Origin of the sequence: Pseudomonas sp. A0308, assembly GCF_044218815.1 — a bacterium.
Lineage (GTDB): Bacteria > Pseudomonadota > Gammaproteobacteria > Pseudomonadales > Pseudomonadaceae > Aquipseudomonas > Aquipseudomonas iridis.
The window spans coordinates 2,855,521-2,876,296 of record NZ_CP162581.1; the positions used below are offsets into that span (position 1 = coordinate 2,855,521).

The 20,776-nt window shown below is 60.4% G+C and carries 17 protein-coding genes; 8 read left to right on the plus strand and 9 right to left on the minus strand.

Annotated elements, in window-relative coordinates:
• Positions 1-49 precede the first annotated feature (49 nt).
• From aroK to AB4P92_RS13120, 6 genes are read right to left on the minus strand one after another with little or no spacing between them, the layout of a single operon-like run.
• Positions 50-568 carry a shikimate kinase AroK gene (gene aroK / locus AB4P92_RS13095; RefSeq protein ID WP_042557267.1) on the minus strand — a complete coding sequence of 173 codons (519 nt, stop codon included), beginning with the start codon at positions 566-568 and terminating at the stop codon, positions 50-52.
• A gap of 4 nt (positions 569-572) precedes the next feature.
• A complete protein-coding gene (gene pilQ, locus AB4P92_RS13100) occupies positions 573-2,648 on the minus strand; it encodes a type IV pilus secretin PilQ (RefSeq protein ID WP_395599503.1) in 2,076 nt (691 codons plus the stop codon).
• Positions 2,649-2,661: 13 nt separating this feature from the next.
• Positions 2,662-3,189, minus strand: coding sequence for a pilus assembly protein PilP (locus AB4P92_RS13105; protein ID WP_395599504.1), 528 nt, complete (start codon positions 3,187-3,189; stop codon positions 2,662-2,664).
• Positions 3,186-3,809: a type 4a pilus biogenesis protein PilO gene (gene pilO / locus AB4P92_RS13110; protein WP_042557264.1), complete on the minus strand. Its 624-nt coding sequence runs from the start codon at positions 3,807-3,809 to the stop codon at positions 3,186-3,188. The genes AB4P92_RS13105 and pilO overlap by 4 nt, the downstream gene beginning before the upstream one ends.
• Positions 3,806-4,372 carry a PilN domain-containing protein gene (locus AB4P92_RS13115; RefSeq protein ID WP_042557263.1) on the minus strand — a complete coding sequence of 189 codons (567 nt, stop codon included), beginning with the start codon at positions 4,370-4,372 and terminating at the stop codon, positions 3,806-3,808. The genes pilO and AB4P92_RS13115 overlap by 4 nt, the downstream gene beginning before the upstream one ends.
• The gene (locus AB4P92_RS13120; protein ID WP_042557262.1) at positions 4,372-5,436 is read right to left on the minus strand and encodes a pilus assembly protein PilM; all 1,065 of its coding nucleotides are present in this window, start codon (positions 5,434-5,436) and stop codon (positions 4,372-4,374) included. The genes AB4P92_RS13115 and AB4P92_RS13120 overlap by 1 nt, the downstream gene beginning before the upstream one ends.
• Before the next feature lie 216 nt (positions 5,437-5,652).
• On the opposite strand from AB4P92_RS13120, the gene AB4P92_RS13125 reads away from it, so the two are divergent.
• On the plus strand, positions 5,653-8,100 hold the full coding sequence (locus tag AB4P92_RS13125; protein WP_395599505.1) for a penicillin-binding protein 1A: 2,448 nt from the start codon (positions 5,653-5,655) through the stop codon (positions 8,098-8,100).
• A gap of 347 nt (positions 8,101-8,447) precedes the next feature.
• On the opposite strand, the gene AB4P92_RS13130 is transcribed toward AB4P92_RS13125, so the two are convergent.
• From AB4P92_RS13130 to rpmE, 3 genes are all read right to left on the minus strand, one after another.
• Positions 8,448-9,716, minus strand: coding sequence for a malic enzyme-like NAD(P)-binding protein (locus AB4P92_RS13130; RefSeq protein WP_042557260.1), 1,269 nt, complete (start codon positions 9,714-9,716; stop codon positions 8,448-8,450).
• Positions 9,717-9,900: 184 nt separating this feature from the next.
• A complete protein-coding gene (locus AB4P92_RS13135; protein WP_395599506.1) occupies positions 9,901-10,650 on the minus strand; it encodes a thermonuclease family protein in 750 nt (249 codons plus the stop codon).
• A gap of 65 nt (positions 10,651-10,715) precedes the next feature.
• Complete coding sequence (rpmE, locus tag AB4P92_RS13140) at positions 10,716-10,943, minus strand: 50S ribosomal protein L31 (protein WP_016984589.1); 228 nt, start codon at positions 10,941-10,943, stop codon at positions 10,716-10,718.
• A 389-nt stretch (positions 10,944-11,332) separates the two neighbouring features.
• Here rpmE and AB4P92_RS13145 point away from each other — a divergent pair, with 389 nt between their 5' ends.
• The 7 genes from AB4P92_RS13145 (at position 11,333) to phaC (ending at position 20,765) form a co-directional block, all read left to right on the plus strand.
• Positions 11,333-13,552 (plus strand): primosomal protein N', encoded by a 2,220-nt coding sequence (locus AB4P92_RS13145; protein ID WP_047299391.1) that lies wholly within the window; start codon positions 11,333-11,335, stop codon positions 13,550-13,552.
• Positions 13,553-13,791: 239 nt separating this feature from the next.
• Positions 13,792-15,528, plus strand: coding sequence for an arginine--tRNA ligase (gene argS / locus AB4P92_RS13150; RefSeq protein WP_395599507.1), 1,737 nt, complete (start codon positions 13,792-13,794; stop codon positions 15,526-15,528).
• A gap of 1 nt (position 15,529) precedes the next feature.
• A complete protein-coding gene (locus AB4P92_RS13155) occupies positions 15,530-16,225 on the plus strand; it encodes an SPOR domain-containing protein (protein ID WP_042557257.1) in 696 nt (231 codons plus the stop codon).
• 231 nt (positions 16,226-16,456) lie between these two features.
• The gene (gene hslV / locus AB4P92_RS13160; RefSeq protein ID WP_003220875.1) at positions 16,457-16,993 is read left to right on the plus strand and encodes an ATP-dependent protease subunit HslV; all 537 of its coding nucleotides are present in this window, start codon (positions 16,457-16,459) and stop codon (positions 16,991-16,993) included.
• 48 nt (positions 16,994-17,041) lie between these two features.
• The gene (hslU, locus tag AB4P92_RS13165; protein ID WP_200613929.1) at positions 17,042-18,379 is read left to right on the plus strand and encodes an ATP-dependent protease ATPase subunit HslU; all 1,338 of its coding nucleotides are present in this window, start codon (positions 17,042-17,044) and stop codon (positions 18,377-18,379) included.
• A gap of 76 nt (positions 18,380-18,455) precedes the next feature.
• Positions 18,456-18,827, plus strand: a complete 372-nt coding sequence (locus tag AB4P92_RS13170; protein WP_042557255.1) for a gamma-butyrobetaine hydroxylase-like domain-containing protein — start codon at positions 18,456-18,458, stop codon at positions 18,825-18,827.
• Between the two features lie 258 nt (positions 18,828-19,085).
• Complete coding sequence (gene phaC / locus AB4P92_RS13175; RefSeq protein ID WP_042557254.1) at positions 19,086-20,765, plus strand: class II poly(R)-hydroxyalkanoic acid synthase; 1,680 nt, start codon at positions 19,086-19,088, stop codon at positions 20,763-20,765.
• Positions 20,766-20,776 lie beyond the last annotated feature (11 nt).

Genomic DNA, 20,776 nt, shown 5'->3' on the forward strand with positions numbered 1-20,776 from the left:
TTGGCGGGCTGTGACAGGACGCCGAGGATAGCGCATTTCGGGCGATGCTTTAACGGGGAGGAAGCTGCGCCAGACGGTCGAGAATGTCGAGCACTACCATACGCGGCGGCCGTTCGTCGGTTTCCACCACCAGATCGGCAATTTCCCGATAGAGCGGATCACGGATGGCGAGCAAGTCACGCAGGGTTTTCGCCGGATCGGCGGTGCGCAGCAACGGTCGATTGCGATCGCGGGAAGTGCGGCCGACCTGCTGTTCGACGGACGCGTGCAGATACACCACGCGCCCGCCCTCATGCAGGGCCTTGCGATTGGCATCGCGCATGACCGCGCCACCGCCGGTCGCCAACACCACGCCGTCGAACTCGCACAGCTCGGCGATCATCGCCTGCTCACGGTCGCGAAAGCCCGGCTCGCCTTCCTTGTCGAAGATCCACGGGATATTGGCGCCCGTGCGCAGTTCAATTTCCTTGTCGGAATCTTTGAACGGCAGGCGCAGCTCTTTGGCCAGTAATCGGCCGATGGTGCTTTTGCCAGCACCCATCGGACCTACAAGAATCAAATTTCGCACAGAATCAACGACTCACAGCAATCGCCTGGTTATTCATGATACGCGGAGTGAGAAATACCAGCAGCTCGGATTTTTTCTCCGAAACCACATCACGCCGGAAAAGGCGGCCAAGATACGGCACATCGCCAAGAAATGGCACCTTATCTACAACCTTGCTCTGAGTATTTGAGAAAACACCGCCAATCACGATGGTTTCGCCATCATTGACCAGCACTTTGGCGTTGACCTCGTTCTTTTTGATCGGCGGTACATCCTGCACTTTGTTCAGGTAATCCGGTTCGTCCTTGGTGACCTTGACCTCCATGATGATGCGGTTATCCGGGGTGATCTGCGGGGTCACTTCCAGCGACAGCGAAGCCTCTTTGAACGACACCGACGTGGCGCCGCTGGAGCTGGCTTCCTGGTAAGGAATCTCGGTGCCTTTGAGGATCTTCGCGGTCTCTTTGTCGGAGGTGACCACTTTGGGCTGCGAAACGATTTCACCGTTGCCGGTCTTCTCCATGGCCGTCAGCTCCAGATCGAGCAAAACGTTGTCGGTAATGAACGCGATACCGATCCCGGAAGTATTGCCGACAGTCCCCATGTCGACGAACGGCGAGTTGGTACTGGTGCTGCCCGGCGTGCCGATGGTGGTCGATGAACCGTTGACCCCGGAAGCATTCCAGTTGCCCTTGTTCTGGATCGAGCCGCCCCAGCGCACCCCCAGACTCTTGTCGTAATCGACGTTGGCCTCGACGATGCGCGCCTCGATCATCACCTGACGCACTGGAATATCCAGTTGCGCCACGATCCGCCGCAGCTCGTCGAGACGATCCTGAGTCTGGTAGGCAATGATGTTGTTGGTCCGTTCGTCGACAGTGATTGATCCACGCTCGTCGATCTTGGCCTCGGCGCTGGTCACCGACTGGAACAACTTGGCGATGTCCGCAGCCTTGGCATAGTTCACCTGCAACAGCTCACGACGCAGCGGCGCCAGTTCGGCAATCTGCTTCTGCGACTCCAGCTCCTGACGTTCGCGCGCAGCAATTTCATCAGCCGGGGCCACCAACAGCACATTACCGATTTTGCGTTTATCCAGGCCTTTGGTCTTCAGCACCAGATCCAGCGCCTGATCCCACGGCACGTTTTGCAAACGCAGGGTGATGCCGCCCTGCACCGTGTCGCTCGCCACCAGATTGAGGTTGGTGAAGTCGGCGATCAGTTGCAGCACCGAGCGCACGTCAATGTCCTGGAAATTCAGCGAGAGCTTTTCACCGACATAGGCCTGACGATCGGCGTTGCGTTTTTGCAGGTCGTCGACGGTCATCGGACGGATGCTGACGGTCAGTTTGTTATCGGTCTGGAACGTGGAATAGTCAAAGGTGCCGCTGGGCTCGACGGTAATGACCGTGCGATCACCGGTTACGCCGGCGTTGACGAATTGCACTGGCGTGGCGAAATCCTTCACGTCGAGACGCACCCGCAGCTTTTCCGGCAATTGCGTACGGGCGAAGCTGAGGATGATCTTGCCGTCATGCTCCTGGATATCCGGGGCGATGGTCGGGTCGGACAGGTCGATGACGACATTGCCCTCGCCCGCAGTACCGCGCTGAAAATCCACACCGCGAATGGCGCGGGGTTTCGCCACGAACGCCTTGGCGGGCGCAGCAGGAGTCGACGCGCGTGGTGCCGCCACTGCCGGTCGCGGCGCCTTGGCCGGCGCGCCCTGACCAACCACCACGAACAGATAGTTGCCCTCAACCCGTGTGTCGTAAGGCGCCAATTGCGTGAGACTGACAATCAGCCGCGTGCGGTCCTTGGCTTCAACCACCGTGGCCGTGCGCGCATTGCCACTGCCCAGATCGAGATTTTTGCTCGCCAACTGACTGGCCACACCGGGCAAGTCCAGCGCAATTCGCGCCGGTGACTCGGTGGTGTAACCCTTGGGCTGCGGCGGCGGGCCGTCGAACGACAGCTTCAGTTCGACGCGATCACCGGGCAACGCTGCCACATCCAGCGCCTTCAAGTTGGCCGCCTGTACCATCGGTGACAACAGCGCTATCCATAGCGAAAAACCGAGGGTGGAGAAAATCCTGTTCATTATTCGACTTCCACTATGAATGCTCTTTCAAAGGAATGGTGCGCGGACGTTCCAGCCAGGCGCCTTCACCGTCGGGCACAATTTCGACCACATCGACCTGGGTCGCATTGATGGCCACGACGCGCCCATCGTTGCGCCCCAGGTAATCGCCGACCTTCAGGCGATGCACCCCGCCGGCGCCACGCAATAGCGCGAAGGAACCGGAAGCATTGGCAATCGTGCCGACCATCTCGAACTGCTCGATGTTGAAACCTTCGAGGTATTGCTTGACCCGACCAGGGTCGGGCTTGACGTTGCGCGAACCACGCTTCTGCCCGGCCAGATCGACGCGCACCTGACGCGAGAACGGACTGCGCAGGTTGGCAGCGCTGTAACTGAATGCTGGGTAAGACCGGAATGTGGGTGTTGGTTCAATCTTGCCTGCCGGACGCAAGCGCACTTCATTCATGTAGGCGTCGAGGTCGCTGAAGTCATTGCTGGCACCACAACCGCTCAATGCCAGCAGTGCCATCAACCCGGCGCAACAACGTATCGGGGTCATTTTTGCAGCCCCTTGTCGTTGTAGCGGTAGGTCTTGGCGAGGATGCTCATGCGCAACTTCGACCCACCTTCTTTGCTGGCAGGGGCCAGTTCGAAGTCATGCAGGGTCACGATGCGAGGCAACCCGGCCACACCACTGACGAATGTGGCGAGGTCGTGATAGGCACCCGTGACGGTAATCTGGATCGGTAGCTCGATGTAAAACGGCTGGGTAACCTCCGGCAGCAGTTTGATTTCCTCGAACTCAAGACCACTGCCCAAACCCGTTCGCGTGATGTCTTCCAGCAAGCCCGGCACTTCGGTGTCACTGGGCAACTGACGCAGCAGCACGCCGAAGGAGTTTTCCATCTCCTTCATCTGCTGGGTGTACAGATCCAGGTTGGCGGATATGCGCGCTTTGCTGGCGAACTGCTCCTTCAGCGTGGCCTCTTCTTCGCGCTTGAGCTGCAGCTGGTTTTGCGTGTCACTGATGAAAAAGTTATAGCCAAACGCCAATACCAGCACCATCAACAGCGCTCCGGCGATGGCTTTGACCGCGCCCGGCCACGATCCGATGTTGCTGGTGTCCAGATCGTTGAAGTCGATGTTGCGCAGACTCTCCAGCCATTCGGAAGGCTTCATTGCTCGCCCTCCACAATCTTTGGCTGGGTCTGACGAACGGTCAACTGAAAGACGTTGGTTTGCTCCACCTGATCGGCACTGGTCGCTTTGACTTCAGTGAGGCTCGCCGCGTCAAACCAGTCGGACGCATCCAGATTGCGCATCAGCTCGGAGACGCGGTTGTTCGACTCCGCCGCACCGCTGATCGACAAGGTTTTACCGACCATCTTCACGTCAGTGAAATACACACCGTCGGGGAGTGTGCGCGCCAGTTGATCGAAGATTCGTCCGCTGACCTGCCGGTTGCCCTGCAAGTCCTGAATGATGCGCATACGCTCGACCAACTGCTGGCGATGGGCCTTGAGTTCGCTGATCTGCTTGATGCGTTCGTCGACCACGGCAATCTGCTTGCCGATGTAGTCGTTGCGCGCCGCTTGCCGGGCGATGGCCGCGCTGATGATCTGATCGGCAATGAACACCGCGCCGATCGAACCGACCACCACGCCGGTCAGCGCCAGCAGGAAGCGTTTGCGCCGCTCTTCGCGGCGCTCCTCGCGCCAGGGTAAAAGGTTGATCCGCGCCATCAGTCGAAACTCCTGAGCGCGAGCCCGCAGGCGATCATCAAGGCCGGCGCGTCACTGGCCAGCGCCCCGGCGTTGACCTTGCTGCTCAGGGCCATATTGGAAAACGGATTGGCCACTTGGGTCGGAGTATCCAGGCGCTGTTCGATCAGCCGATCCAGCCCCGGCACCGACGCCGTGCCGCCAGCGAGCAGAATATGGTCGACCGCGTTGTACTGGCCGGAAGCGAAGAAAAACTGCAACGAACGCGATACCTGCTGCACCAGCGCCTCGCGAAACGGCTGCAACACCTCGCTGACGTAATCGTCGGGCAGACCGCCCTGCTTCTTTGCCAGCCCCGCCTGCTCGACGGTCAGGCCATAGCGACGCTGGATCTCCTCGGTCAGTTGCCGGCCGCCGAACAACTGCTCACGGGTGTAGATGATCTTGCCGTTGTGCAGGACGCTGAGGGTGGTCATGGTGGCGCCGATGTCGACCACCGCCACGGTCAAGCGCTCTTGAGAAGCCGCCAGCTGCGTGGCGAGCAAGCCGAACGAACGCTCCAGCGCGTACGCTTCGACGTCCACCACGCGCGCGGTCAACCCGGCCAGCGCCAGTGCCGCTTCACGGACTTCGACGTTTTCCTTGCGACAGGCAGCCAGCAACACGTTGACCCGCTCGGGGTTGCGCGGCGACACGCCCTGAACCTCGAAGTCGATGGCGACTTCGTCCAGCGGATAGGGAATGTATTGGTCGGCTTCAATCTTGAGCTGGTTTTCCAGTTCGTCGTCGGAAAGCCCGGCGTCCATCTCGATGATCTTGGTAATCACAGCTGAACCGGCCACCGCCACCGCCACGCTTCTCAGCCCGGTGCGTGCCTTGCCCAGCACCCGGGTCAGGGCCTGGCCCACACCCTCGAGCTCGGCGATGTTTTTCTCGACCACGGCGTTCGGTGGCAGCGGCTCAACCGCATAAGCCTCGACCCGGTAGCGATCACCCTGACGACTAAGTTCCAGCAGCTTCACGGACGTGGAGCTGATGTCGATCCCCAGTAACGCATTGGTCTTTTTATTGAAGAGTCCCAGCACTACCAATTCCCTATGACTTTCCGTGAGTTACGGACTCTGTAATACACATTGCGTTCCTTCACCCCGTCTTGACAGAAGCGCAAATGACGCCCCCAGCAGAAAAGTGCTTATAATGCCCAGCGATTTTTTCCGCTTTTTACTGCCTGCGCGGACAGTTCTGTGTGTAGCCGGAACCCCGTCGCCAAATTCATTTTTTGCTCTGGATATCCAAAAGCCTTGATTCGTCTGCTGAAATTTTTCGGTTGGTCCATCGTCGCCGTTTTCTGCGGACTGCTTTTAGGTCTCAGCGGCGCTTATCTTTACCTTAGTCCGGGTTTGCCGTCTGTGGAGGCTCTGCGAAGCATTCAGTTGCAGATTCCCCTGCGGGTCTACAGCAGCGACGACAAGTTGATCGCAGAGTTTGGCGAAATGCGCCGTACTCCGATCCGTTTCGCCGACATTCCCCCCAATTTCATTAATGCGTTACTAAGTGCTGAAGACGACAACTTCGCCAACCACTACGGCGTCGATCCGAGCAGCCTGATGCGTGCCGCGACCCAACTGGTCAAGAGCGGTCACATTCAGTCCGGCGGCAGTACCATCACCATGCAGGTGGCGAAGAACTTCTTCCTCTCCAGCGAACGCAGCTTCTCGCGAAAAGCCACTGAAATTCTTCTGGCCTTGCAGATCGAACGGCAACTCACCAAGGACGAGATCCTTGAGCTGTACGTGAACAAGATCTATCTGGGCAACCGCGCCTACGGCATCGAGGCGGCGGCGCAGGTGTATTACGGCAAGTCGATCCGCGACGTCAGCCTGGCGCAGATGGCGATGATCGCCGGCCTGCCGAAAGCCCCTTCACGCTTCAATCCGCTTGCCAACCCGGCGCGCAGTAAAGAGCGCCGCGACTGGATCCTGGGGCGCATGTACAAGCTCGGCAAGATTACCGAGCCTGAGTACACAGCGGCGATCAACGAGCCTCTGAACGCCAGCTATCACGTGCCCACCCCGGAAGTGAACGCACCGTACATTGCCGAAATGGCCCGTGCCGAAATGGTCGGACGCTATGGCAGCGACGCCTACACCGAGGGTTTTCGGGTCACCACCACGGTGCCGAGCAACCTGCAGGAAATGGCCAACACCGCGCTGCATGAAGGCTTGATGACCTACGATCAGCGTCACGGCTACCGTGGCCCCGAATCGCGCCTGCCGGGCAAGACCCGCGAAGCATGGGCCACCGAGCTGACCAAACAACGCACCATCAGCAGCCTTGAGCCGGCCATCGTCACTCAGGTCGACAAGAATGGCCTGCAAGTGTTGACCCGCACTGGCGAAGAACATGTCGCGTGGGACACCATGAAATGGGCGCGGCCGTTCCTTAATACCAACAGCATGGGCGCCAACCCGCGCCAACCGTCAGACGTTGCACAGATCGGTGATCTGGTTCGCGTGCAGCGCCAGAAAGACAATTCGCTGAAGTTCAGCCAGCTTCCCCAGGCGCAAGGCGCGCTGGTGTCGCTGGATCCACAGAACGGCGCGATCCGCTCGCTGGTCGGCGGTTTTGCTTTCGAGCAGAGCAATTACAACCGCGCCATGCAGGCCAAGCGTCAGCCGGGCTCAAGCTTCAAGCCGTTCGTCTACAGCGCTGCACTGGACAACGGTTACACCGCCGCCACGCTGGTCAACGACGCCCCCATCGTGTTCGTCGACGAGTACCTGGACAAGGTCTGGCGCCCGAAGAACGACACCAACACCTTCCTCGGGCCGATCCGCTTGCGTGAAGCGCTGTACAAGTCGCGTAACCTGGTTTCGATCCGCCTGCTGCAAGCAATGGGCGTAGGCAAGACCATCGACTACATCACCCGCTTCGGCTTCAACAAGCAGGACCTGCCGCCGAACCTGTCGCTGGCGCTGGGTACCGCAACGCTGACGCCGATGGAGATCGCCACCGGTTGGGCCACGTTCGCCAACGGCGGCTACAAGATCACGCCGTTCATCATCGACAAGATCGAAAGCCGCAATGGCGACACGCTGTTCGTCGCCAATCCGCCGACCGTTCCGCAGGGCACCTCGGCCACTGATGGCCTCGCGGCGCCGGCCACTGAATCGTTTACCGTCAACGCCGCGCCGGTGCCGGGCGAAGCACCGGGCACCGCTTCCGTGCCGCAAACGCCGGCAGTCGCTGAGCGCATCGTCGACGCTCGCACGACGTACATCCTCAACAGCATGCTGCAGGACGTCATCAAGCGCGGCACGGGGCGTCGTGCGCTAGCCTTGGGGCGCAGCGACATCGCCGGTAAAACCGGTACGACCAACGAATCGAAAGATGCGTGGTTCTCCGGCTACAACGCCGACTACGTGACCACGGTCTGGACCGGTTTCGATCAGCCGGAAAGCCTCGGTCGCCGCGAGTTCGGCGGCACTGTGTCACTGCCGATCTGGATGAACTATATGGCGGCCGCCCTCAAGGACAAGCCGCCCCACGTGCAGCCTGAGCCGGAAGGTCTGCTGAGCCTGCGGGTGGACCCGGCCAGTGGTCGCGCGGCGACGCCGAGCACGCCGGGTGCCTACTTCGAGCTGTTCAAGGCAGAAGACACGCCGCCATCGGTGAATGAGCTTGGGAATGGCTCAGTGCCGGGCAGCCCGCTGCCAGCGGATGAGCAGGCGCCGATCGATCTGTTCTGATCCCGGTGCACATTGAAAAGCCCCGCCTTCGTCAGAAGTGCGGGGCTTTTTTATACTTGCTGGCTGGACATTGGGGCGCTACAGAAATCCACCCCCTCACCCCTGCCCTCTCCCGGAGGTAGAGGGAGCCGACCGAGGTGTCTGGCTTCATACATCGACCTGAACGACCGAGTCGATTATGGATTCAACACAGTACTTCCAGGTCGGCGTAGCTTTCAAAAATCCCACGGTTGGTCCCCTCTACCTCTTGGAGAGGGCTGCTCCAGATATGGAACACAAAACCCCCAGCCACAAAAAAGCCCCGACTCATAACGAACCGGGGCTTTTGCTTGAAGCGCTACAACAGCTTAGCCGTTGAACACGTCATCCACGCTTTTCAGCGGGTAGTTCTTCGGATACGGCAGGGTTGCCACACCGGTCTCGATTGCGGCTTTGGCCACAGCGTCGGAGATCAGGGTGATCAGGCGCTTGTCCATTGGCTTCGGAATGATGTACTCACGACCGAATGCCAGCGGAGCACCACCGTAGGCATCGCACACGTCCTGAGGCACTGGCAGTTTGGCCAGTTCGCGCAGGGCGTTGGCGGCAGCCACTTTCATTTCTTCGTTGATGCGCTTGGCGCGAACGTCCAGGGCACCACGGAAGATGAACGGGAAGCCCAGAACGTTGTTGACCTGGTTCGGGTAGTCCGAACGGCCGGTCGCCATGATCACGTCGCTACGGGTAGCGTGAGCCAGTTCCGGGGAGATTTCCGGATCCGGGTTCGAGCACGCGAATACGATCGGATTTGCCGCCATCGACAGCAGGCCTTCAGCGCTCAGCAGGTTCGGGCCGGACAGACCGACGAATACGTCAGCGCCTTGCAGAGCGTCAGCCAGGCTGCGCTTGTCAGTAGCGTGGGCGAACACGGCTTTGTACTGGTTCAGGTCATCACGGCCGGAGTGGATCACGCCGGTACGGTCAACCATGAAGATGTTTTCGATGCTTGCGCCCATGCTCACCAGCAACTTCATGCAGGAGATGGCGGCAGCGCCGGCGCCCAGGCAGACGATCTTCGCTTCCGGCAGGGTTTTGCCAGCAATTTCCAGGGCGTTGATCATGCCCGCAGCGGTCACGATCGCGGTGCCGTGCTGGTCATCGTGGAATACCGGAATGTCGCACTGCTCGATCAGAGCACGTTCGATCTCAAAGCACTCAGGGGCCTTGATGTCTTCCAGGTTGATGCCACCGAAGGTGATGGAGATACGCTTGACGGTGTCGATGAAGGCTTGCGGGCTTTCGGAGTCGACTTCGATGTCGAAAACGTCGATGCCGGCGAAGCGCTTGAACAGCACGCCTTTACCTTCCATGACGGGCTTGGAAGCCAATGGGCCGAGGTTACCCAGGCCGAGAATCGCGGTGCCATCGGAAATGACTGCAACCAGGTTGCCCTTGCCGGTGTACTTGTAGGCCAGTTCAGGATCGCGAGCGATCTCGCGCACTGGTTCAGCTACGCCGGGGCTGTAGGCCAGCGACAGGTCGCGGGCGGTAGCAGTGGCCTTGGTGAGCTCGACACTCAGCTTCCCTGGACGAGGATGAGCATGGTATTCGAGAGCGGCAGTTTTCAGATCAGACATTTTGGCATTCCGCTTTTTTACTGTTGGACAGACTGGTCAGCGAGGATACGCGCCTCGCAAAGTCCCCACAAGACTGAGCGGTCACCCCTGTCAAGCGCCCTGCCCTACGACTTTGGGCCAAGAGCCACGGCGCACAAGGGCTTGACTGTTCACAATCGACAGAAAAAATGTCTACAATTTTTATTCAGCGTGCGCTCTGCAGCATGGCAGGATCGGTCAGTGGCAGCAGCCAACGCGGCTGACCCGGTTTCAACCCACCGCGCCGCGAACGATCGACCACCCAGCCACGCGCCTCGATTTGCTTGCCCTTCAGCGCTTGCAAGCGGGCATTGTCGAATTGTCTGACCAGATTGGGTGCAACACGCAATACAAGCGAGTCCTGCAACTCGATCCAGATTCCACCGCGATTGCGCTGCACTTTGCTCACACGGCCACTGACCACGGCGAAACCCGAGCGCTGGATCTGCTCTGCTTTCAGTACAGGTGACTGCCGCCAGAGGCCTCGACCCGCCTGTCGCGCTTCGCGTTCAGCCGCTTGCTGACAGGCAACAAGATCGACATTCGGCGCTACCGCGACCTGGAAACCCAGGCCATCGGCGAGCATTTGCGCTTCGAGGTTGGCGCCGCTGGCACTGTAGAGGTGGGCCAGCGTACGGCCGTAATGGTCTTTTGACTCTTTGCCGGGAAGCACGCCGACGCGCCCGCCGCTGTCAGCCACCAGCGCTTCCAGGCGTTTACGCGCAGCAATGGCGAATGGCTCGTCGCTGCGACCCTGCTTGCCGAGTTCAGGCGTATTGAGGCCGATCATCCGTACGCTGCGGCCGTCGCTCAGGCGCAAGGTGTCGCCATCGACCACGCGCTGCACGGCGACGTGCGTCAGTCCGGAGGGTGTCGGGCAGTACGCAAGCGCGGTGGAAAGCCAAATCGCAGGCATAAAAAAGGCGCCCGCGAGGGACGCCTTTTTCAGCAGCGAGGAAAAGCCCACCGGGCTCTTCAACCTTACTCTGCAGCAGCAGGTTTCTTGCCGAAAGCACCGAAACGGTCTGCGAAGCGCTGAACGCGGCCGCCAGTGTCCAGAGTCTTTTGCTTACCGGTGTAGAACGGGTGGCATTCGTTGCACACGTCGATTGGCAGAGCTTTGCCGAAGGTCGAACGGGTTTCAAACTTGTTGCCACAGCTGCAGGTAACAGCGATGACTGGGTAATTCGGGTGGATATCAGCTTTCATGGTGTCTTCCTCAGCTAGCGTGCCGCCATCCAACACTATTGTTGAATACCGCACGTAATTAGGCCGCGGATTCTACCAGACCTTTGCAATCACGCAAGCTGTCCCGGGTGCCCTCCATCAGAAAAGCTGTTCAATGCTGACGGCGGCCGTTGACATCATGCTGCGTTACCGCTCGTCAGCATTGAACGCTTTCCTGATGGAGGACACAGAACCGACCGTCTGCTAGGCTCCCGACCCATTGCGCTGTCCCTGTGGGAGCGAGCCTGCTCGCGAAGACGATCTATCAGCCAGCATTTTCGCCGCCTGACACACCGCTTTCGCGAGCAGGCTCGCTCCCACAGGTTATGTGCCCAGTCCTTTTAATCGTCTGCTGATCGAGATCCCCCCGCGTGCCCGACGCCATTCTGCGCCTCGCCCTGCCTTCGCCTTTGCGCCGCCTGTTCGACTATCGGGCGCCGGCCGGCGTACTGCGCGCGCAGTTGCAGCCGGGCATGCGCCTGCGGGTGCCATTTGGCCGACGCGAGATGATCGGGATTCTGGTGGAGGTGACCGACACCAGCGAAGTACCGGTGGAGAAACTCAAACCGGCGCTGGCCCTGCTCGACGCCACCCCGCCACTGCCGCCAGCGCTGTTCAAGCTGTGCCTTTGGACATCCCAGTATTATCAGCACAGCCTCGGCGACACCTTGAGCTGGGCGCTGCCGGTGCTATTGCGTCAGGGTGAACTGGCCGAAGCCCGGCAGGAGCGCTTCTGGTCGGTAATGCCGGGCGCCAGCGTCGATGATCCGCGCATCGCCCGTGCGCCGCGTCAGCGTGAAGCGTTGACCACGCTGGCCCAACACCCTCACGGCGTCGCCCATCAGTTGCTGAGCAAACTGATGCTGAGCAAGGACAGCCTCGATCTGCTGCTGGCGAAAAATCTGGTGCAAGTCGAGATCCGCCGCCATGCACCCGGCGCACGCCATGAACATTGGCTGGCGCAACCGGAGCTGCCGCTCAACCCAGAGCAGCGCGCCGCGTATGAGGCGATTCGCGCAGGCTTCGACAGTTATCACGCGTTCCTGTTGGCCGGCGTCACGGGTAGCGGCAAGACCGAAGTCTATTTGCAACTGATCCGCGAAACCCTCGAGGCCGGCAAACAGGCGCTGGTGCTGATCCCGGAGATCAACCTCGGTCCGCAGACGCTGGCGCGCTTCGAACAACGTTTCAACGCGCGGATCGCCCTGATCCACTCGGCCGTCAATGATCGCGAGCGCCTCGAAGCCTGGCTCGCCGCACGCGACGGCGAGGCCGACATTATTATCGGCACCCGCTCGGCGCTGTTCACCCCGATGAAGAATCCGGGACTGATCATCATCGACGAAGAGCACGACGGCTCCTATAAACAGCAGGAAGGCTTGCGCTACCACGCCCGTGATCTGGCGCTGGTGCGCGCGCGGCAGGAAAACATCCCGATTGTCCTCGGCTCCGCCACGCCTTCGCTGGAAAGCCTGCACAACGCCTACACCGGCCGTTATGGCCTGCTACGCCTGAACGAACGCGCCGGCGGTGCCAAGCAACCGCGCTTCCTGCGCCTGGATGTGAAAAGCCGCCCACTGGACAGCGGGATTTCCGGGCCGATGCAGCAAGCCATTGGCCAGACCCTGGCAAATGGGCAACAGGTGCTGGTATTCCTCAACCGTCGCGGTTTTGCACCAACGCTGCTTTGTCACGATTGCGGCTGGATGTCCGAATGTTCACGCTGCGATGCGCGGATGACGGTGCACCAGCGCCACGGCGAATTGCGCTGCCACCATTGCGGCTACGTCGAGCGCACGCCGCGCCAATGCCCGAAGTGCAACAAGGTCGATCTGCGCCCGGTCGGCGCCGGTACCGAGCGCGCAGAGGAACGCCTGGCGATTCTGTTTCCGGATTACCCGGTGCTGCGGGTCGACCGCGACAGCACGTCGCGCAAGGACGCGATGAATCAGCTGTTCGCGACGATCCAGAAGGGCCAGCCCTGCATTCTGGTCGGCACGCAGATGTTGGCCAAGGGGCACCATTTTCCGCGGGTGACGCTGGTGTCGATTCTCGATGCCGACGGTGGTTTGTTCTCCGGCGACTTCCGCGCCAGCGAGCGCATGGCGCAGCTGATCGTGCAGGTCGCCGGACGGGCCGGCCGGGCGGAAGAGCCTGGCAAGGTGATCATTCAGACCCACCTCGCCGACCATCCTTTATTGGTGCAACTGACCGAACAGGGCTATTTCGCCTTTGCCGAACAGGCCTTGAGCGAGCGCCGCGCCGCCGGCCTGCCGCCGTTCGCGCATTTGGCGCTGCTGCGTGCCGAAGCGCACAAGCCGGGGCAGGCCGAAGGTTTTCTCGACGAGGCGTGCAGCGAGGCGGAGCGTCTACTGGTCGAGCAGGGGCTGAACGGGATTGAACTGCTAGGGCCGGTGCCGGCGCCGATGGAGCGGCGTGCCGGGCGTTATCGCGCGCAGTTGCTGTTGCAGGCGACAGCACGGGCACCGCTGCATCGGCTGCTGGCCAGTTGGTTGCTGGTCCTGGAGCAGATGCCGAGCGGGCGGGCGGTGCGTTGGTCTTTAGATGTCGATCCGGTCGATTTGTATTGACCTGAAGATCGCCTTCGCGAGCAGGCTCGCTCCTACAAGGGATTGATGCCAGACACATAATGTATGAACGCCGCAGATCCAATGTGGGAGCGAGCCTGCTCGCGAAAGCGGTCTATTTGTCACCACATATCCATAAGCTGCCTGCTAAGGTTGGCAAGCCCGTCTTCGCAACGGATAATGCCCAGTTTTTCCACCCGCGCATCGATGCGCCGCCGCGCTTGCGGTCGAAAGAGAAGACCATGAAAGACACCATTCGCCAGCTGATCCAACAAGCCCTCACCCAACTCGTCAACGAAGGTGTGTTGCCTGAAGGCCTGACGCCGGCGATTCAGGTGGAGAACGCTCGTGACAAGACTCACGGCGACTTCGCCAGCAACATCGCGATGATGCTGGCCAAGCCTGCAGGCATGAAGCCGCGCGATCTGGCGGAAAAAATCATCGCTGCGCTGCCGGCCGACGAGAACGTCACCAAAGCCGAAATCGCCGGCCCGGGCTTCATCAACTTCTTCCAGAACACTCAGGCGCTGGCTTCGCGACTCGACGCTGCCCTGGCCGACGCCCATGTCGGCGTGAGCAAGGCAGGTCCTGCGCAGCGCACCGTGGTCGACCTGTCTGCGCCGAACCTGGCCAAAGAGATGCACGTCGGCCACTTGCGCTCGACCATCATTGGCGATGGCGTGGCGCGCGTACTTGAATTCCTCGGCGACGAAGTGATCCGTCAGAACCACGTTGGCGACTGGGGCACCCAGTTCGGCATGCTGATGGCCTATCTGCAAGAGAACCCGATCACCAGCGACGAACTGTCGGACCTGGAAAACTTCTACCGCGCCGCCAAGCAGCGTTTCGACGAGTCCGCCGAATTCGCCGACCGCGCCCGTGGCCTGGTGGTCAAGTTGCAGGCCGGCGACGCCGAGTGCCTGGCGCTGTGGACCAAGTTCAAGGACATCTCGCTGTCGCACTGCCAGAAGATCTACGAACTGCTCAACGTCAAACTGACCATGGCCGACGTGATGGGCGAAAGCGCCTACAACGACGACCTGATCAATGTGGTCAACGACCTGAAAGCGGCCGGCATGCTGGTCGAGAGCAACGGCGCCCAGTGCGTGTTCCTCGACGAGTTCAAGAACGCCGCCGGCGACCCGCTGCCGGTGATCATCGTCAAGGCTGACGGCGGCTACCTGTACGCCACCACTGACCTGGCAGCCGTGCGCTATCGCAGCGGCAAACTGAAAGCCGACCGCGCGCTGTACTTCGTCGATCAGCGTCAGGCGCTGCACTTCCAGCAAGTGTTTGCCGTGGCACGCAAGGCCGGTTTCGTGACCCATCCGATGGAAATGGAGCACATGGGCTTCGGCACCATGAACGGCGCCGATGGCCGTCCGTTCAAGACCCGCGACGGCGGCACCGTGAAGTTGATCGATCTGCTGACCGAAGCTCAGGACCGCGCCTACAACCTGGTGAAGGAGAAGAACCCGGAGCTTGCCGAAGACGAGCTGCGCAACATCGCCAAGGTCGTCGGCATCGGTGCGGTGAAATACGCCGACCTGTCCAAACACCGCACCAGCGACTACAGCTTCAACTTCGATTTGATGCTCAACTTCGAAGGCAACACCGCGCCGTATCTGCTGTACGCCTACACCCGTGTGGCCGGTGTATTCCGCAAACTGGGCAAGGATTTCAGCGAAGTCGACGGCCAGATCGTCCTCGAAGCGGCACACGAACATGAGCTCGCAGCCAAGCTGGCGCAGTTCGGCGAAGTGCTGAACAACGTGTCCGATAAAGGCACGCCACACATTCTTTGCACCTACCTGTACGACGTCGCCGGCCTGTTCTCGAGCTTCTACGAGAACTGCCCGATCCTCACCGCCGAAACCCCGGCCCAGATGCAGAGCCGTCTGCGTCTGGCCGCGTTGACCGGTCGCACCCTCAAGCAAGGCCTGGAGCTGTTGGGTCTGGAAACTCTGGAGCGTATGTAAGTTGGCTGCCAAGAAAAAACCTGCACCCAAACGTGGCGCCAGCCGTTACCAGGCGCCTGCGAAGCAGCCGATCCCGGGTTGGCTGTGGATGGCCATCGGCCTGACGGTCGGTGCGTTCATCGTGTTCCTGATGAAGCTGGAGCCTGGCAAAGGCAGCGACACGGTCAAGCGCGAGAAGGTCGAGCAACAGCAGAAAGCGAAAATCGCTGAAGCCAACAAGACCCCGCCGAGTCCGACGCAACCGGTGAAGCCGAAGTACGACTTCTACACCCTGCTGCCGGAATCGGAAGTGATCGTGCCGCCGGACGCCGTACCGGAGAAAACCCTGCCGACGCCGCAAGTGCCGACAACACCGGTCACCCCGGCGGAAGCCGCAAAAATCGACACTGCGCGGGCTCAGGCCGCACTGGCGGGCATTACCCCGCCGCCGGCACCTCCGGTGAAAGCCGCGCCAGTGACCAAATTCTTCCTCCAGGCCGGTTCGTTCCGCAAAGAGGCGGATGCGGACAAGGTTCGGGCGCAGATCATTTTGCTCGGCCAGGCGGTGGCGGTTGAGTCGGGTACGGTGAAAGATGAGACCTGGTATCGCGTACTGGTCGGCCCTTTCAGCAACCGTGAGCAGCTGACCACGGCGCAAAAACAACTGGCCGGCAGCGGCTTCAGCAACCTGTTGTTACAACAACGCCAGAGCCGCTGATTTCGCCAGTAGCACCGCGTCATCCTTCTTCGCGAGCAGGCTCGCTCCCACAGGGCCAGGGTAAATCCTGTGGGAGCGAGCCTGCTCGCAAAGGCGCACCGACAAAAACTAAAGCCTGCAACAGGCACACCACCGCTCGTCCCCTCTCCCGCCCCGCAGTTGAAATCCTCCGCGCCACCCCCATATGAATGGGCATAGGCATTTTCGCCCCGCTGCGTGGAGACTCTTCCCTTGACCACCATCGTTTCAGTCCGCCGCCACGGCAAAGTCGTCATGGGCGGCGACGGCCAGGTTTCTCTCGGCAACACCGTGATGAAAGGCAACGCAAAGAAAGTTCGTCGCCTGTACCACGGCCAGGTCATCGCGGGCTTTGCCGGTGCCACCGCCGACGCCTTCACCTTGTTTGAACGCTTCGAAGGCCAGCTCGAGAAACATCAGGGCCACCTGATCCGCGCCGCTGTCGAACTCGCCAAAGAATGGCGCACCGACCGTTCCCTCAGCCGCCTCGAAGCCATGCTCGCGGTCGCCAACAAGGATGCATCCCTGATCATCACCGGCAACGGTGACGTGGTCGAACCGGAAAACGGCCTGATCGCCATGGGCTCCGGTGGCGGTTACGCCCAGGCTGCGGCCAGCGCGCTGCTGAAAAAGACCGATCTGTCGGCTCGCGAAATCGTCGAAACCGCACTTGGTATCGCCGCCGACATCTGTGTATTCACCAACCACACTCAGACCATTGAGGAGCAGGATCTCGCTGAAGAAGCCTGACTCGGCCTTGTGCCACGGCTTTTTTCTGCTTGAGGACCGCCAAAAATTATGTCCATGACTCCCCGCGAAATCGTCCACGAACTCAACCGCCACATCATCGGCCAGGACGATGCCAAGCGCGCCGTCGCGATTGCCCTGCGCAACCGCTGGCGCCGCATGCAGCTGCCTGAAGAGCTGCGCGTTGAAGTGACCCCGAAGAACATCCTGATGATCGGCCCGACCGGTGTCGGTAAAACCGAGATCGCCCGTCGTCTGGCGAAGCTGGCCAACGCGCCGTTCATCAAGGTCGAAGCGACCAAGTTCACCGAAGTCGGCTATGTCGGCCGTGACGTCGAGTCGATCATCCGTGATCTGGCCGATGCTGCGATCAAGATGCTGCGCGAACAGGAAATGTCCCGCGTTCGCCATCGCGCCGAGGACGCCGCCGAAGATCGCATCCTCGACGCACTGCTGCCGCCGGCCCGCATGGGCTTGAACAGCGATGAGTCGACGAGTCAGGATTCCAACACGCGTCAGCTGTTCCGCAAGCGTCTGCGCGAAGGTCAGCTGGACGACAAGGAAATCGAGATCGAAGTCGCCGAAGTGGCCGGCATCGAGATCGCCACGCCCCCGGGCATGGAAGAGATGACCAACCAGTTGCAAAGCCTGTTTGCCAACATGGGCAAGGGCAAGAAGAAGTCGCGCAAGCTCAAGGTCAAAGAAGCGTTGAAACTGGTGCGCGACGAAGAAGCCGGGCGCCTGGTCAACGAAGAAGAGTTGAAGGCCAAGGCCCTCGAAGCAGTCGAGCAGCACGGTATCGTGTTCATCGACGAGATCGACAAAGTGGCCAAGCGCGGTAATTCCGGCGGCGTCGACGTGTCCCGCGAGGGTGTGCAGCGCGACCTGCTGCCCCTGATTGAAGGCTGCACCGTCAACACCAAACTGGGCATGGTCAAGACTGACCACATCCTGTTCATCGCGTCTGGCGCATTCCACCTGAGCAAGCCGAGCGATCTGGTACCGGAGCTGCAAGGCCGTCTGCCGATCCGCGTCGAACTCAAGGCCCTGAGCCCGGAAGACTTCGAACGCATCCTCAGCGAACCGCATGCCTCGCTCACCGAGCAATATTGCGCGCTGCTGAAAACCGAAGGCCTGAACATCGAGTTCCAGCCCGAAGGCATCAAGCGCATCGCCGAGATCGCCTGGCAGGTCAACGAGAAGACCGAGAACATCGGTGCTCGTCGTCTGCACACGCTGCTCGAGCGCCTGCTGGAAGAGGTGTCGTTCAGCGCCGGCGATCTGGCCAGCAGTCACGATGACAAGGTGATCCTGATCGACGCTGAATACGTCAACAGCCACCTCGGCGAATTGGCGCAGAACGAAGACCTGTCCCGCTACATTCTGTAGAGCTGCAAGCTACAAGCCGCGAGCGGCAAGCTGAGTTAAGCTTGCCGCTTGTAGCTCGCAGCTGAAGGCTTTTCCTATGATTCCTAGCGACATCAAACTTCACAAAGCCTCGAAAACCCTGACGCTCACCTACGCGTCCGGCGAGGAGTTCACCCTGCCCGCGGAATTTCTGCGTGTGCATTCCCCCTCCGCCGAGGTCCAGGGCCACGGCAAACCGATCCTGCAATTCGGCAAGCTCAACGTCGGTCTGAGCAAGCTGGAACCGGCGGGTCACTACGCACTGAAACTGACCTTCGATGACGGCCACGACAGTGGCTTGTTCACTTGGGAATATCTCTATGAGCTGGGGCGACGTCATGACGCACTCTGGGCCGATTATCTGGCCGAGCTCAAAGCCGCTGGTAAAACCCGTGATCCGGACGAGTCAATCGTCAAGCTGATGCTCTAGTCCGAGGGTCCTGCTCTTTAGAGGGCATTTTCTAACTTCATCTGTTTGAATGCTCCGCTGTGGCGTCGAGGATCGGCCCGCTTGCGAAAAAAATTAAACTCGGGTAACCAATGGAGCTGGCAAGTTCCCTGCAGTGCTCTACGACTGTAAAGCAGCTATGCAGAATTAACGGTCACCCGAGCAGTAGTACCTGGCAATCGCTGTGGAACTGCACAGCAGATAGCCGGGTACTCGTCTCAGGACAATGGAGCGTCGTAGATGAGTAACAAGAATAACGATGACCTGAAGTATCAAGCCTCGGAAAACACCTTGGGGCTTAATCCCGTCGTTGGGCTGCGCGGAAAGGATCTGCTGGCCTCTGCTCGTATGGTGCTCAAACAGGCCATCAAACAACCGATCCATAGCGTCAGGCACGTCACCCATTTCGGCCTCGAACTGAAAAACGTGCTGTTTGGTAAATCCGAACTGCAACCGGCAGGCGATGACCGTCGCTTCGCTGATCCTGCGTGGAGCCAGAACCCGCTCTACAAACGTTATCTGCAAACCTATCTGGCGTGGCGCAAGGAACTCCATGCCTGGATCGACGACAGCAGCCTGTCGCCCAAAGACATCGCGCGCGGCCACTTCGTCATCAACCTGATGACCGAGGCCATGGCCCCGACCAACACCGCAGCCAACCCTGCAGCAGTCAAACGCTTCTTCGAAACCGGTGGCAAAAGCCTGCTCGACGGCCTCTCCCATCTGGCCAAGGATCTGGTGCACAACGGCGGCATGCCGAGCCAGGTCAACATGGGCGCGTTCGAGGTCGGCAAAAGCCTGGGCGTGACTGAAGGCGCCGTGGTGTTTCGCAACGATGTGCTGGAGCTGATCCAGTACCGGCCGATCACCGAGCAAGTCCACGAGCGCCCACTGTTGGTGGTGCCGCCACAGATCAACAAGTTTTACGTATTCGACCTGAGCCCGGACAAGAGCCTGGCGCGTTTCTGCCTGCGCAACAACGTGCAGACCTTCATTGTCAGCTGGCGTAACCCGACCAAGGCGCAGCGCGAGTGGGGCCTGTCGACGTACATCGATGCGCTGAAAGAGGCGGTCGACGTGGTCACCGCGATCACCGGCAGCAAAGACATCAACATGCTCGGCGCCTGCTCCGGCGGCATCACCTGCACCGCCCTGCTCGGCCACTATGCGGCGCTCGGCCAGAACAAGGTCAATGCCCTGACCCTGCTGGTCAGCGTGCTCGACACCACGCTGGACAGCGACGTCGCCCTGTTCGTCGACGAACAGACCCTGGAGACCGCCAAGCGCCTCTCGTATCAGGCCGGGGTGCTTGAGGGCAAAGACATGGCCAAGGTCTTCGCGTGGATGCGCCCCAACGACCTGATCTGGAACTACTGGGTCAACAACTACCTGCTCGGCAACGAGCCGCCGGTGTTCGACATCCTGTTCTGGAACAACGACACCACACGGTTGCCGGCAGCGTTCCACGGCGACCTGATCGAGATGTTCAAAAACAATCCACTGATTCGTGCCAATGCACTGGAAGTGTGCGGCACACCGATCGACCTCAAGCAGGTCACCGCCGATATCTATTCGCTGGCCGGCACCAATGACCACATCACCCCGTGGAAGTCTTGCTACAAGTCGGCGCAATTGTTTGGTGGCAAAGTGGAGTTCGTGTTGTCGAGCAGCGGCCATATCCAAAGCATTCTGAACCCGCCGGGCAACCCGAAGTCCCGATACATGACCGGCGAAGAGATGGCCGCGAATGCCGAAGACTGGCAAGAGAACTCGACCAAGCACACGGATTCCTGGTGGCTGCATTGGCAGGCGTGGCAGGCCGAGCGGGCGGGCAACCTGAAAAAGGCCCCGACCAAACTGGGCAACAAGGCTTACCCGGCGGGCGAAGCATCGCCAGGCACTTACGTACATGAAAGATAGCGGCAAGCCAC

Excerpts from the sequence above, each read along its gene's own strand:
- pilQ (WP_395599503.1), bottom strand. The coding sequence starts at position 2,648 with ATGAACAGGATTTTCTCCACCCTCGGTTTTTCGCTATGGATAGCGCTG.
- AB4P92_RS13105 (WP_395599504.1), bottom strand. The coding sequence starts at position 3,189 with ATGACCCCGATACGTTGTTGCGCCGGGTTGATGGCACTGCTGGCATTG.
- pilO (WP_042557264.1), bottom strand. The coding sequence starts at position 3,809 with ATGAAGCCTTCCGAATGGCTGGAGAGTCTGCGCAACATCGACTTCAAC.
- AB4P92_RS13115 (WP_042557263.1), bottom strand. The coding sequence starts at position 4,372 with ATGGCGCGGATCAACCTTTTACCCTGGCGCGAGGAGCGCCGCGAAGAG.
- AB4P92_RS13130 (WP_042557260.1), bottom strand. The coding sequence starts at position 9,716 with ATGTCTGATCTGAAAACTGCCGCTCTCGAATACCATGCTCATCCTCGT.
- AB4P92_RS13135 (WP_395599506.1), bottom strand. The coding sequence starts at position 10,650 with ATGCCTGCGATTTGGCTTTCCACCGCGCTTGCGTACTGCCCGACACCC.
- rpmE (WP_016984589.1), bottom strand. The coding sequence starts at position 10,943 with ATGAAAGCTGATATCCACCCGAATTACCCAGTCATCGCTGTTACCTGC.
- argS (WP_395599507.1), top strand. The coding sequence starts at position 13,792 with ATGAAAGACACCATTCGCCAGCTGATCCAACAAGCCCTCACCCAACTC.
- hslU (WP_200613929.1), top strand. The coding sequence starts at position 17,042 with ATGTCCATGACTCCCCGCGAAATCGTCCACGAACTCAACCGCCACATC.
- AB4P92_RS13170 (WP_042557255.1), top strand. The coding sequence starts at position 18,456 with ATGATTCCTAGCGACATCAAACTTCACAAAGCCTCGAAAACCCTGACG.
- phaC (WP_042557254.1), top strand. The coding sequence starts at position 19,086 with ATGAGTAACAAGAATAACGATGACCTGAAGTATCAAGCCTCGGAAAAC.